We start from the raw sequence: 12,865 nt of genomic DNA, 5'->3' as shown, positions 1-12,865 counted from the left end.
TCTGCATCTGATTGGCTTCACGCTCACACTCAAAGCTCAAAATAAAAAACCCGGCAACCTTGCGGTTCGCCGGGTTTTTTATTTATCCAGTTTGACTCTTACATGTTCTGTGCTTCGTTTGGCACGATGACAGAGGCGTGATTTCCTTTCGGCCCCTGCTGCAGTTCGAAGTTGACTGCCTGACCTGCTTTCAAGGTCTTGTAACCTTCCATTTGTATCGTGGAGTAGTGGGCGAAGATATCTTCACCACCCCCTTCCGGACAGATAAACCCAAATCCTTTTGCGTTGTTAAACCACTTGACTGTTCCGGTTGCCATACATCTACATCCTTTTATTGATTACCCTGAAGTCGTTGAGTAACCTGCGCCAGCCCTTTATAACTAGTAGCATACGTCTATAGCAGACGGGCGCCGATTAGCAAGTAACCAATCTAGTCTAACTTTTGAGCGAGTCAAGGAGTTGTTAACAACTGATGTGATCTGGTTAACAAGTCTATTGACAATCTTGTGTTAGACGGTAGTAATCTAGAGGTACCGAAGCGCGACTATGAGCAAGCAGAAAGAACTCTTTGCTAATGAAGAGATTGCACAAGCAGAGAAAACGAAGCTGCAACCGCCACCCATGTACAAGGTCGTCCTGAACAACGACGACTACACACCGATGGAGTTTGTGGTGGAGGTGCTGCAAAAGTTCTTTGGTATGGATTTGGACAAGGCTACCCAAGTGATGCTGAGTGTGCATTATAGTGGTAAGGGAGTCTGTGGTACGTTTACCGCCGAGATTGCCGAAACCAAAGTGGTCCAGGTCAACACCTATTCACGTAACAACGAACATCCACTGCTATGTACCATGGAAAAGGCTTGAATCTGATGACTTGATGGCGAGAACGACACCACATTGTTGCTGTACTAGGGGAGGTGCCTATGTTGAATAAAGATCTAGAAAAGACGCTGAACGAGGCTTTCAAACTGGCCCGTGACGAGCGCCACGAATTCATGACTGTCGAGCACCTGTTGTTAGCCCTGCTGGATAACAGCTCAGCCCATGAGGCGTTGAGTTCGTGTGGTGCTGATGTGGAACTGATGCGCAAAGAGATCAGCGCATTCATCGGTCAAACAACCCCGCTTATTCCCCGCGATGATGAAGACAGAGAAACCCAGCCCACGCTTGGCTTCCAGCGAGTGCTGCAGCGTGCTGTCTTCCATGTGCAATCCTCTGGCAATACTGAGGTCAGCGGCGCCAATGTGTTGGTGGCCATCTTCAGTGAGCAGGAATCTCAGGCGGCCTATTTTCTGAAAAAGGCCGAGATAAGCCGGCTGGATGTGGTCAATTTCCTCTCCCACGGAGTGCGAAAAGATAGCAAGCCGGACAACAGCAGTAACAATGCCGAGTCTGACGATGATGTCTCTGCTGCCCAGATAGAAAGCTTTGCCACCAACCTGAATCAGCTGGTGCTGGAAGGGCGTATCGACCCGCTCATCGGCCGCGATCAGGAACTGAGCCGCACCATCCAGGTATTGTGCCGTCGCCGCAAGAACAATCCGCTGCTGGTGGGTGAAGCCGGTGTCGGCAAGACAGCCATCGCCGAAGGCCTGGCCTATCGCATCGTCAAGGGGGATGTGCCCGAGGTGATTGCCGGTAGCACCATCTATTCACTCGATATGGGATCCTTGCTGGCGGGCACCAAGTATCGTGGTGATTTCGAAAAACGCCTCAAAGTGTTGCTCAAGCAGATTGAGCGTCAGGAAGGGGCCATCCTCTTCATCGACGAGATCCACACCATCATAGGGGCCGGTGCGGCTTCGGGTGGCCAGCTTGACGCAGCCAACCTCATCAAGCCGTTGCTCTCCAATGGTTTGCTGCGCTGTGTCGGGTCTACAACCTACCAGGAATACTCCCAGATCTTCGAGAAAGACCGTGCCTTGGCCCGTCGCTTCCAGAAGATCGATATTGTCGAGCCGAGTGTGGATGACACCACTCGCATCCTGATGGGGCTCAAGAGCCGTTACGAATCGCACCACGGTGTGCGTTATACCGTCAAGGCGATCCGTGCTGCGGTCGAACTCTCGGCCAAGTACATCAACGACCGCCATCTGCCTGACAAGGCCATCGACGTGATCGACGAGGCCGGGGCAGGGCAGCGGCTGCTGCCGGTGAGCAAGCGCAAGAAAGTGATCAATGTGCCGGAAATCGAAGCCATCGTTGCCAAGATTGCCCGTATCCCGGAGAAATCAGTCTCTTCTTCCGACAAGGAGGTGCTGAAGAACCTGGAGCGCAATCTCAAGATGGTGGTGTTTGGCCAGGACAAGGCCATAGAGGTGTTGACCGATGCCATCCGGCTGTCACGCTCAGGTCTTGGCAATGAACGCCGCCCGGTGGGTTGCTTCCTGTTTGCCGGCCCGACCGGGGTGGGCAAGACGGAGGTCACCCAGCAGCTTGGCAAGGCGCTCGGAGTGGAAATGCTGCGTTTTGATATGTCCGAGTACATGGAGCGCCATACCGTCTCACGTTTGATTGGTGCCCCTCCCGGTTATGTCGGTTTTGAACAGGGCGGCTTGCTGACCGACTCAGTGCTCAAGCATCCCCACTCGGTGGTGTTGCTGGACGAGATTGAGAAGGCGCACCCGGATGTGTTTAACCTGCTGTTGCAGGTAATGGACAACGGGACCCTGACGGACAACAACGGGCGCAAGGCCGATTTCCGTAACGTGATCCTGGTGATGACCACCAACGCCGGTGTGCAGGAGACCCAGCGCAAGTCCATTGGCTTCCAGCAACAAGATATGAGCCACGATGCCATGGCGGTGATAAACAAGACGTTCAGTCCAGAGTTCCGCAACCGGCTGGATCACACCATCTGGTTCAACCATCTGGATATGCAGGTGATCCACCAAGTGGTCGACAAGTTCATTGTCGAGTTGCAGGTACAGCTGGATGCCAAGGGCGTGTCTCTTGAAGTGTCCGAGGGTGTCCGCCACTGGTTGGCCGAGAAGGGATATGACAGGGCCATGGGAGCCAGACCCATGGGACGGGTCATCCAGGAACACCTCAAGAAACCATTGGCCAATGAAATCCTGTTTGGATCACTGGTTGATGGAGGGGTAGTGAAGGTTGAGTTGGTAAATGACAGCCTCAGCTTTGACTTTCAGGTCAATATTGAAGCTGTCTCCCACTAAGCACTGATAGTTAGAAAGCGACAAAAAACCCCAGCCGAGAGGTTGGGGTTTTTTGCTGAATTCCTGGCTTAGCGAGAGCGGAAAACAATACGTCCCTTGGAGAGATCGTACGGAGTCAGAGCTACCGTTACTTTGTCCCCAGTCAGGATACGGATGTAGTTTTTGCGCATCTTGCCGGAAATATGAGCGATAACCACGTGACCATTTTCCAGTTCCACACGGAACATGGTATTGGGCAGGGTTTCGAGAATGGTGCCCTGCATCTCAATACTGTCTTCTTTAGCCATTGAATCCTCTTGATAAGCCACAACAAAAATCCGCTGGATCATGCCGGATTTAAGGCTATGTGTAAAGTTTACTCGGGCTTGGTGTCGATATTTTTCCATTCCCCTTGTATCAGCCGCTCGTGAGGCAGGTATTGGCGCTTGTAATTCATCTTGCGGCACGCCTCCACCAGATAGCCAAGATACAACCAGGTGCGACCTGTGCGCTTGGCCAGTTCCAACTGACTCAGAATGGCGAAGGTACCGAGGGAGCGATCGGCGTGAGCCGGATCGAAAAAGGTATACATGGCGCTCAAGGAGTGGGGGAGCAGATCCGTGGTAGCGACCCCGATCAGCCGGTTGTCCTTGCGCATTTCGAGGTAAAGTGGCGGCATCCAGTCGCAATGCAAAAAGCCCTTGTATTGGGTTCGGCTGGGGGGATACATGCTGCCGTCATGGTGACGCTCGCGAATGTAGCGCTCGTAGAGCTGGTAATACTCGGGCTTGTCGTCATAGCTGAGCACCAGTTCAAGGTCCTGATTCAACTGCCGGATCCGCTTCTGGCTGCGGCTCGGCACGAAGCGTTCGCTGTGAATGCGCAACGACTGGCAGGCACTGCAGGCCGGGCAGTGGGGCCGATAGATGTCATTTCCGCTGCGCCGAAATCCCGCCGTCAGCAATCGCTCATACCCGCTGGCATTGAGCAGGTTGTGGTCCATCAATACCAGCAGTTGCTCCTGTTCATGGCCCAGATAGCTGCATTGATGCTTGGGGGTCAGACCTACTTTTAGGATCACTTCTTCTGTCATAGGCTGATGCTCCCCGCTTGCCAGCAGTTATCTGCCAACGGCTGCCGGCTCAGTTTGGTCAGCGCCGTCAAAAACGTCTCTCTTGGCCACTCCTGGATCCCCATGGTGGCCAGAAAATCATTCTGCATCTGGCAATCGATCAGTGCGCCACCGTGGCGGGCGAAGTGGTGACAGAGCGCCACCATGGCCAGCTTGGCGCCGTTGTCGATGCGGCTGAACATGGACTCACCGCAGAAGAGGCGGCCGAGGGAGAGGCCATAGAGGCCAGCTTGCAACTGGCCATGCTGCCAGATCTCGACGGAGTGGGCATGACCAAGGCGATGAAGTTGTCGATAGGCGTCGATCATGGGCGTGCTTATCCAGGTTCCACTGGCGCTGCGACGGGGGGCGGCGCAGGCCGCTATTACCTCATTAAAGGCGCGATTGATGGAAATATCGAATGAGGTGCGGCGGATAAATTTGCGCAGGCTGCGACCTATGTGCAGCTGTTCGGGGATGATGACCCCTCTGGGATCCGGCGACCACCACAGCAACGGCTGGTGGGGCTCATTCCACGGGAAGATCCCCTTGTGGTAAGCTGCCAGCAATCGTTCAGGGGAGAGATCCCCGCCGATCGCCAGCAGGCCGTTGGGTTCATCCAGTGCGTGCTCGGGGTCGGGAAACCAGCACAGCGCATCATCCAATTGGGTAAGATAGCGAGACATAAGGCGAAGAGGTTCACAGATGAAGGCCATTATCCTGATAGTATCCAGCTTGCTCTGCTTTGTCACTGCGCCCGCCGAGGCCCAGGTTTACGAGCGCAACACGGCGCGGCCCGTCAATCAGGTGGTGTTTGGCCAGGTGGAGACGGTGCGCAACATCACCCAGCGCCAGATCCTGGAGTCTGAACATTCCGGCTGGAAAACCCTGGGCGGTGCTGTTTTGGGCGGCCTGCTTGGCAACCAGTTTGGCGGCGGCCACGGCCGTGAAATTGCCACCGCCGTCGGGGCGCTGGCCGGCGCGGCTGCGGCGCAGCAGTATCAGTCTGGCGGTACTGTGGTGGAGAACAAGCTGGTGGAGCTGCTCATTCGCAACGAGCAGAACGGCTTGGTCAACGTTATCCAGGATTACGATCCGGCCATGGTATTCATGAACGGCGACAAGGTGCGCATCCTCTATTTCGACGATGGGGTACGAGTCGACAAGACCTACTGAGACAGGGCGCATCGAGCGAAGCAGGGAAGAGGGAAGGGGAGCAACCCGACGGTCTCCATTGACAGGAGCCAGTCGGGCGGTACTACACGGAACTCATCTAGCTCAGGTAGATGGGCCCTGAGACACTATCTTGTCGCGACCTGTGTTCTTTGCCTGATAGAGCAGGCGATCCGCTTCACTCAGTGCCTCGTCCATGGAGACTCGCCCGACATTGATCACCCCGAAACTGGCGCGAACGAACAGCGGCGTCTCCCGTGACAGGGGTTGCTGACGCAGTTGTTGGCGCAGTCCCTCCAGCCGTTTGAGCAGCACTGGCACTGTGCAATGGGGCACCATAAGGGCAAACTCCTCCCCCCCAAAGCGGGCAATCATGGCATCGGGGAAGAACTGGGTCAGCAACCGGGTTAGGTGGCAGAGCAGTTGATCGCCGATGGCATGACCCCAGTGATCGTTGACCTGCTTGAAGTGATCCACATCGAGGACACACAGCGCGAGCGGCGTCTGCTGGCGCTGATGCTCCTCAAACCACTTTTGCCCCTCGTTGAACCAGTAGCGCCGGTTATAAAGCCCGGTCAGGTAGTCGCGGTTGGCGGATTCCTGAATGCTGTTGAACTGCTCAAGCGCCTCCAGGTTATGGCTGACCCGACACTGCAACTCTTCCGGCTCGAACGGCTGGTTGAGAAAGTCGTTGGCCCCTTGCTTGAGGTAGCGGGCAGACAAGCCCCGTTTGTCCGACACCGAGATCCCTATGATGGCGAGCTGCTGCTTGCTGTAGCGCTCTCGCAGCATCCGCACCAGGCTGATGCCGTCAATTTCCGGCATATAGTAGTCGACCAGTACCAGCCGGATGGCCGGATTCTGCTCAAGGATGGTCAGGGCTTCGCGGGCATGGCTCGCCTCGTGGACCAGCAACAACTGCTTGCGTAGCTGTGCCATGGTGCGGTGGCGGGAGGTGCGTGAATCATCGACGACCAGCACTTCAATCTGCTGATTGAGATAGAGGCGATGCACCAGACCGACCGCGTATTGCAGGGAGTGACGTGAATCTTTCATTACATAATCCAGCACCCCTGCTTCCAGCCAGGCCTCCCGCTTGTCTTCGCTGATGTCGGCGGTGAGGATCACCACTGGCAAGCCTCGCTCCAGCAGCACCTTGACGGCTTCCCCGCTGGGAGCATCAGGCAGGGTAAGATCCACCAGTGCGACCACGTATTCGTCTCCCTGGCAGTGACGTGCCCCCTCCAGGGTATCGAAGGCATCAATCTCCAGGCCAGTTTGCTGCGCGATGGCCTGGATCAACATGCGACGGATCGTCATGCTATCTTCGACAATCAATATTTTCTGTTTCATCCGGCTCCTTAACGTAAAAAGGCATGCCTCACGGCATGCCTTTTATATCCCTTGCGCTTATTGCGCGTCCAGATATCGCTCGGCATCAAGGGCGGCCATGCAGCCGGTGCCGGCAGACGTAATGGCCTGACGGTAGTTGTGATCGGCCACGTCACCGGCGGCAAATACCCCTTCAATGCTGGTCTGGGTGGCAAAGCCGTCCAGTCCGCCACGCACCTTCAGGTAGCCGTTTTGCATCGTCAGCTGGCCCTCGAAGATCTGGGTATTCGGCTGGTGACCGATAGCGATGAATACGCCCATCAGTGGCAGATCCGTGGTGGTGTCATCCTGCGTGCTGCGCAGGCGCACACCGGTCACGCCCATCTGATCCCCCAGTACTTCGTCGAGGGTCTGGTGGGTGTGCAGCACTATGTTGCCGCTCTCTACCTTGTCGTGCAGACGCTTGATCAGGATCTTCTCGGCGCGAAACTCATCGCGGCGGTGAATGAGGTGCACCTTCTTGGCGATGTTGGCCAGATAGAGTGCCTCTTCCACTGCGGTATTGCCGCCGCCGATCACAGCCACTTCCTGGTTGCGATAGAAGAAGCCGTCACAGGTAGCGCAGGCGGAGACGCCGCGTCCCTTGAAGGCCTCTTCGGAAGGCAGTCCCAAATATTTGGCGGAGGCGCCGGTGGCGATGATCAGCGCATCGCAGGTGTATTCGGCGCTGTCGCCCTTGAGGCGAAACGGACGCTGGGTCAGCTCCACTTCATTGATGTGATCAAACAGGATGCGGGTATCGAACTTCTCCGCATGGGCCTTCATGCGCTCCATCAGGGCTGGACCGGTCAGACCTTCGGGATCACCGGGCCAGTTTTCCACCTCTGTGGTGGTGGTCAGCTGACCACCTTGCTGCATGCCTGTGATGAGCAGAGGATTCAGGTTGGCGCGGGCTGCGTAGACGGCGGCAGTGTAACCGGCCGGGCCTGACCCCAGGATCAGCAGTTTGCTGTGAGTGACTTGGCTCATGATGTGATTTCCGAGACGTGATGAGTTTGCGCGATTGTAGGTAATTCGTGATATGGGGTCAAAGGTCAGTGAGTCGATTGTGCCAATCGATGATAGGTGCAGGCTGATGCTCATTTTGAGGTGAAAAGGATCCATTCTGGACGGATCCTGACTCAGAGAAGTGCATTTGCTGGCGCCAGTTTGGGCGTGGCTTGCGAGTTCGCTGGGGTGGCCTTGGTCCCCCTGGTATTTCGGCTGCGTTGCCGGGTCTTGCCTCGTTGACGAAGCCGTCAACCGGATGTGTACGGGTGAGGGGGCTTCTTGTTTTGCCCGTATCTGTGTCATGCCGACGATGGCCGAACCCGGCTTCATGCGGACAATATGGTCATGGTTGACAACTCTTGGCGCAGTGGCGCCCGGAGCCATCATTGCGCAGCTGATCCCTGTCTTGACCACTTCAACAGCGAGATGACGGTCAGCAGCGCGCCAAGACAGCCAGGCAGAAGAGGAGCATGCGGGCTATTCGAATGAATAGAGATGCGTTCAGCCACTTTCTTCGCCATGGGCGGCAGCGTCAGGTCATTTCGGGCGGATGGTTTAGAGGAGGCCGCGATTGACTGACAGGGCCAGTGCCCGGGACCCAATGCAAACAGGTGACACAACGGGATTAAAGAGGGGATGTTCCCCGCGGGTCAGGCATGTTTGATGTGCGGAGTTATCTGGTCTGGATGATCATCCGGTCTTGGCGAAAACGGCTGCTGCAGAGACCAAAATATCGGCACCGACAGCGCGATAATCTGCTTCATCCAAGCCAATGCCGCTTCCTGCGCCGCTTTGGACGAAAACAGTATGGTTTCGTGCTGTCAGTTCACGTACACTGGCCGGAACCATGTCTAGGCGATATTCATGGTTTTTTATTTCTTTAGGTACACCGATAATCATGCTATCCCTCGTCTATCGACCGGTGTTTTATGTTGCTTCAAGGTTACGTAACATTTGCGCCTAGCATATTCAGGTATTGACAGGATTTGTGACCATAATTATAAAATGACTGGTGATTCTTACCAAAAAATAGCCAAAGGATGGAATAAAATGATGGAAGCTAAGAGTCGGCTAAAGGATTTGGACAGGATTGACCGCAACATTCTGAATGAACTGCAAAAGGATGGCAGGATTTCGAACGTTGAGTTGTCCAAGCGAGTTGGCCTGAGTCCTACACCGTGTCTGGAACGGGTTCGTCGCCTCGAGCGACAAGGTTATATCGAAGGATATGCCGCTATTCTGAACCCTCATTATCTGGATGCGTCTCTGCTGGTGTTCGTGGAAATTACCCTCAATCGCGGTGCGCCGGATGTGTTTGAACAGTTCAACAAGGCTGTTCAGGTGCTTGAAGAGATCCAGGAGTGCCATCTGGTCTCCGGCGATTTCGACTATCTGCTCAAGACCCGCGTCAGCGACATGTCGGCCTACCGCCGCCTGCTGGGGGAAACCCTGCTGCGACTGCCCGGCGTCAATGACACCCGCACCTATGTGGTGATGGAAGAGGTCAAGCAGAGCAGTCGTCTGGTGATCAGCACCCGTTGAGTTGGGTTATGCTGTGGCTTGCCAGGCTAATGACAAGTCACGACAGTCAGAAACGAGCGGCCGGTCCGCTCGTTTCTTCTTATCGAGTTGGTTGTGAATATGGCCCAGCCCATCAGGCACTGGCTGACAATCGGTGGGCTTTTCAGGGATACTAGGCCCCCTTATCCCCCCGCATTATATGTTTTCAGAAAGGAGCCGGAGTTTGGCCGATAAAAAGCTGTTTACTCCTTTATCAGGTACACAACGGATCTTCGAAGCCGTCTTGATCGCCATCACTCTGATGGCTGCCTATCTCTTGCTTGCCCTGTTGTCCTATCATCCTGCCGATCCCGGTTGGTCGCAGACCTCCTGGCAAGGGGAGGTGAAGAACCTCGCCGGCAGCGCGGGGGCCTGGCTCGCCGATATCACCATGTTTACCTTTGGGGCTTTCTCCTATCTGGTTCCCCCCCTGGTGGTTTTACTCGGCTGGAGCCTGTTCTGGCGTCCGAGCCGGCTGCTGGATGTGGACTATCTTACCCTGTCGGTGCGCATCGTCGGCTTCGTGCTGACAGTGCTCGGCATGTCCGCCATTGCCAGCATGAACTTCAATGACATGCAGAATTTTTCCGCCGGTGGCCTGGTGGGGGACGTGATCGCCTCCGCCGTGGTGCCGCTGTTTGGCGGCGTCGGGGCCAATCTGATGCTGCTCTGCTTCGTGGCAACCGGCATCACACTGTTTACCGGCTGGTCCTGGCTCACCATAGTTGAGCGGATTGGCGCCACCTGTACCGGTTCGGTCAGCGCCATCTACCACTTCCCCACCACACTGGGTCGCTGGTTGACCGGTGGCTGGCGTCAGCCCCGTTACGAGGGAGCCGATCCCTTGCTGGAAGGGGGCGTCGGTGCCCTCGAGCTCGATGATGAAGACGAGGATGAGCCGCACTCCAGCTGGACCCGTCGTCCCAAGGGTAACGGTACCGCCAAGGGCCAGAAGGCAACCTCCGATGAGTGGCTGCCGGAGCTCGATGACGATACCTTCCAGTTCGACCCGCAGTTTGATGATGAAGATGACGAGCCGGCACCCGTGGCCAAACCCAAGCGCGCTGCCGCTGCCAATGCCCGTCGCCAGCCGGCCCTGACCACGGCCGATGACGAGGATGACGAATTCGATCTGCCCTGGGCCGAGGGTGAGGGTGAGCCGGTCGCACCGGTTGCCGCCGCGCCGGGCAAGCCCAAACGCCGTGTGCAACTGAGCATGCCCCCTTTGCCGAGCATCGAGCTGCTGGACAGACCGCCCGCCAAGACCCAGATGATGAGCAAAGACGAGCTGGACCGTATGGGCCGTTTGGTGGAAGCCAAGCTGGCCGACTACAACGTGCAGGCCAAGGTGGTCGGTGTCTATCCGGGCCCTGTCATCACCCGTTTCGAGCTGGATCTGGCCCCTGGCATGAAGGCGAGCAAGATCACCAACCTGTCGCGGGACTTGGCCCGCTCTCTCTCCGCCAGCAGTGTGCGGGTGGTGGAAGTGATCCCGGGCAAGACTTTCGTCGGTATCGAGTTGCCCAACCGGGTGCGCCAGACCGTTTACCTGCGCGAGACTCTCGATTGCGATGCTTTCCGCGATAGCCGCAACCCCCTTACCATGGGGCTCGGTCAGGACATTGCAGGGGAGCCGGTGGTGGTGAATCTGGCCAAGATGCCGCACTTGCTGGTGGCCGGTACGACCGGTTCGGGCAAGTCGGTGGGGGTCAACACCATGATCATTTCCATGCTCTACAAGTCGTCCCCGGACGATCTGCGTTTCATCATGATCGATCCCAAGATGCTGGAGCTTTCTGTCTACGAAGGGATCCCCCATCTGCTGACCGAAGTGGTCACCGACATGAAGGATGCTGCCAACGCCCTGCGCTGGTGTGTGGGCGAGATGGAGCGTCGTTACAAGCTGATGTCGGCGGTCGGGGTGCGTAACCTCAAGGGCTACAACGACAAGGTATTGGCCGCGGCGGCTGAGGGAGAACCGATGCGGGATCCCTTGTGGCGCCCGGGTGACTCCATGGATCAGATGCCGCCGGAGCTGGAAAAACTGCCCCACATAGTAGTGGTGGTGGACGAATTTGCCGACATGATGATGATTGTCGGCAAGAAGGTTGAAGAGCTCATCGCTCGTATTGCCCAGAAAGCGCGGGCCGCCGGTATTCACCTCATACTGGCGACCCAGCGTCCCTCTGTGGATGTGATCACCGGTCTTATCAAGGCCAACATACCGACCCGCATCTCGTTCCAAGTGTCGAGCAAGATAGACTCGCGTACCATTCTGGATCAGGGCGGTGCCGAATCCCTGCTTGGCATGGGCGACATGCTCTACATGCCGGCCGGTACCTCCAACCCCACCCGTGTCCACGGCGCCTTCGTCGATGATCACGAGGTACACAAGGTGGTGGCGGACTGGAAACTGCGCGGCGAGCCCAACTACATCGAAGAGATCCTCTCCGGTGAGTCGGGCGGCGAGGGCGGCAGCAGCGAATATGGCGGTGGTGGCGACGAAGAGCTCGACCCCCTGTTTGACGAGGCTGTGGCCTTTGTGGTGGAGTCGCGCCGTGGCTCGACGTCCAGCGTGCAGCGCAAGTTCAAGATTGGTTACAACCGTGCGGCTCGTCTCATCGAGCAGATGGAAAATCAGGGTATCGTCAGCTCGCCGGGCGGCAATGGTCAGCGCGATGTGCTGGCACCGCCGCCGGTACGGGACTAAGGCTCACCCTTCCTCTACCCTGGCCATGCCCTCACCGGGTGTGGCCTTTTATCGAGAGCGTCTTCATGAAAAGCGTGATGAAAAAACAACTGTTGATAGGGTCTGTATTGCTGGTTGCCAGCAGTCAGGTGTGGGCGGATGCGGCCAGCAGCCTCAAGCAGAAACTGGCCGATGTGAGCCTCTTCTCCGCCAAGTTTGCCCAGACCGTCTACGACAGCAAGGGCAAGGAGCTGCAAAAGGCCGGTGGCGATCTGCTGGTGCAGCGCCCGAATCGTTTCAACTGGCACACTACCTCGCCGGACGAGAGCCTGATAGTAGCGGATGGCAAGGACGTCTGGGTCTATGACCCCTTCGTCGAGCAGGTAACCGCCCTCAAACTCAAGGATGCGGTGCTCAATACCCCCTTCATCCTGATCGCCGGCAACGACGACAAATTCTGGAAGCACTATGACGTGACCCAGGAAGGGAATGTCTACACCGTTACCAGCCGCAACAAGGATGAGCTGATCGCCTCCTTTCGCGTCACGTTCGACAGGCAGAACAACATCAGTCGTTTCGATGTGAAAGAGGCACAGGGGCAGTGGAGCGAATTCACCCTGAGCAGTTTCAACCGCAAGCCGGTGCTCAAGGGCAACGAATTTGTTTTCAAGATCCCGAAGGGGGTCGAGCTGGACGACCAGCGCTGATGAGCAATTTCTCTTTGGATGTCTCGCCGGGCCATCACCTGCTGGCGGCCCGCATGATGTCTTTGGATCTATCGTCGTACTGTCTGCC

Annotated in this window: 12 protein-coding genes and 1 pseudogene; 6 read left to right on the top strand and 7 right to left on the bottom strand. The window is 56.6% G+C overall.

Translation table 11 applies throughout. The annotated features are described in order from the left end of the window. Positions 1-98: 98 nt before the first annotated feature. Positions 99-317, bottom strand: a complete 219-nt coding sequence (gene cspD, locus GWQ27_RS15085; protein ID WP_005300025.1) for a cold shock-like protein CspD — start codon at positions 315-317, stop codon at positions 99-101. 229 nt (positions 318-546) lie between these two features. On the opposite strand from cspD, the gene clpS reads away from it, so the two are divergent. Both clpS and clpA read left to right on the top strand, forming a co-directional pair. Further along, on the top strand, positions 547-864 hold the full coding sequence (gene clpS, locus GWQ27_RS15080) for an ATP-dependent Clp protease adapter ClpS (protein WP_005310725.1): 318 nt from the start codon (positions 547-549) through the stop codon (positions 862-864). Between the two features lie 59 nt (positions 865-923). After that, the gene (clpA, locus tag GWQ27_RS15075) at positions 924-3,176 is read left to right on the top strand and encodes an ATP-dependent Clp protease ATP-binding subunit ClpA (RefSeq protein WP_005310727.1); all 2,253 of its coding nucleotides are present in this window, start codon (positions 924-926) and stop codon (positions 3,174-3,176) included. A gap of 68 nt (positions 3,177-3,244) precedes the next feature. Here the strand turns inward: clpA and infA are convergent, their stop codons facing one another. The 3 genes from infA to aat all read right to left on the bottom strand — a co-directional run bounded on the left by infA (position 3,245) and on the right by aat (position 4,952). Further along, a complete protein-coding gene (infA, locus tag GWQ27_RS15070; RefSeq protein WP_005300033.1) occupies positions 3,245-3,463 on the bottom strand; it encodes a translation initiation factor IF-1 in 219 nt (72 codons plus the stop codon). A gap of 68 nt (positions 3,464-3,531) precedes the next feature. Beyond that, on the bottom strand, positions 3,532-4,248 hold the full coding sequence (locus tag GWQ27_RS15065; RefSeq protein ID WP_087755867.1) for an arginyltransferase: 717 nt from the start codon (positions 4,246-4,248) through the stop codon (positions 3,532-3,534). Continuing rightward, positions 4,245-4,952 (bottom strand): leucyl/phenylalanyl-tRNA--protein transferase, encoded by a 708-nt coding sequence (gene aat, locus GWQ27_RS15060; protein WP_059169069.1) that lies wholly within the window; start codon positions 4,950-4,952, stop codon positions 4,245-4,247. Before aat ends, GWQ27_RS15065 begins: the two co-directional genes overlap by 4 nt. Positions 4,953-4,971: 19 nt before the next feature. On the opposite strand from aat, the gene GWQ27_RS15055 reads away from it, so the two are divergent. Further along, positions 4,972-5,442: a glycine zipper 2TM domain-containing protein gene (locus GWQ27_RS15055; protein ID WP_275907677.1), complete on the top strand. Its 471-nt coding sequence runs from the start codon at positions 4,972-4,974 to the stop codon at positions 5,440-5,442. A gap of 102 nt (positions 5,443-5,544) precedes the next feature. Here GWQ27_RS15055 and GWQ27_RS15050 read toward each other — a convergent pair whose 3' ends face one another. From GWQ27_RS15050 to GWQ27_RS15040, 3 genes and pseudogenes are all read right to left on the bottom strand, one after another. Then, positions 5,545-6,792, bottom strand: a complete 1,248-nt coding sequence (locus GWQ27_RS15050) for a response regulator (protein ID WP_275907676.1) — start codon at positions 6,790-6,792, stop codon at positions 5,545-5,547. Between the two features lie 57 nt (positions 6,793-6,849). Further along, positions 6,850-7,800, bottom strand: a complete 951-nt coding sequence (gene trxB / locus GWQ27_RS15045; RefSeq protein WP_275907675.1) for a thioredoxin-disulfide reductase — start codon at positions 7,798-7,800, stop codon at positions 6,850-6,852. Positions 7,801-8,520: 720 nt separating this feature from the next. Further along, positions 8,521-8,721 (bottom strand): annotated as a pseudogene (locus GWQ27_RS15040) (alanine dehydrogenase); the annotation flags it as partial. 150 nt (positions 8,722-8,871) lie between these two features. On the opposite strand from GWQ27_RS15040, the gene lrp reads away from it, so the two are divergent. The 3 genes from lrp to lolA all read left to right on the top strand — a co-directional run bounded on the left by lrp (position 8,872) and on the right by lolA (position 12,777). Further along, the gene (gene lrp, locus GWQ27_RS15035; protein WP_005300047.1) at positions 8,872-9,363 is read left to right on the top strand and encodes a leucine-responsive transcriptional regulator Lrp; all 492 of its coding nucleotides are present in this window, start codon (positions 8,872-8,874) and stop codon (positions 9,361-9,363) included. Between the two features lie 202 nt (positions 9,364-9,565). After that, complete coding sequence (locus tag GWQ27_RS15030; protein ID WP_234579789.1) at positions 9,566-12,091, top strand: DNA translocase FtsK 4TM domain-containing protein; 2,526 nt, start codon at positions 9,566-9,568, stop codon at positions 12,089-12,091. Between the two features lie 77 nt (positions 12,092-12,168). Beyond that, positions 12,169-12,777: an outer membrane lipoprotein chaperone LolA gene (gene lolA, locus GWQ27_RS15025; protein WP_005310741.1), complete on the top strand. Its 609-nt coding sequence runs from the start codon at positions 12,169-12,171 to the stop codon at positions 12,775-12,777. Positions 12,778-12,865: the final 88 nt, after the last annotated feature.

The sequence above is a fragment of the Aeromonas sp. 5HA1 genome (assembly GCF_029237245.1).
Taxonomy (GTDB): Bacteria; Pseudomonadota; Gammaproteobacteria; order Enterobacterales; family Aeromonadaceae; genus Aeromonas; species Aeromonas salmonicida.
The sequence above is the reverse complement of the archived record's forward strand: the minus strand, read 5'-3'. Positions and strand labels throughout refer to the sequence as shown.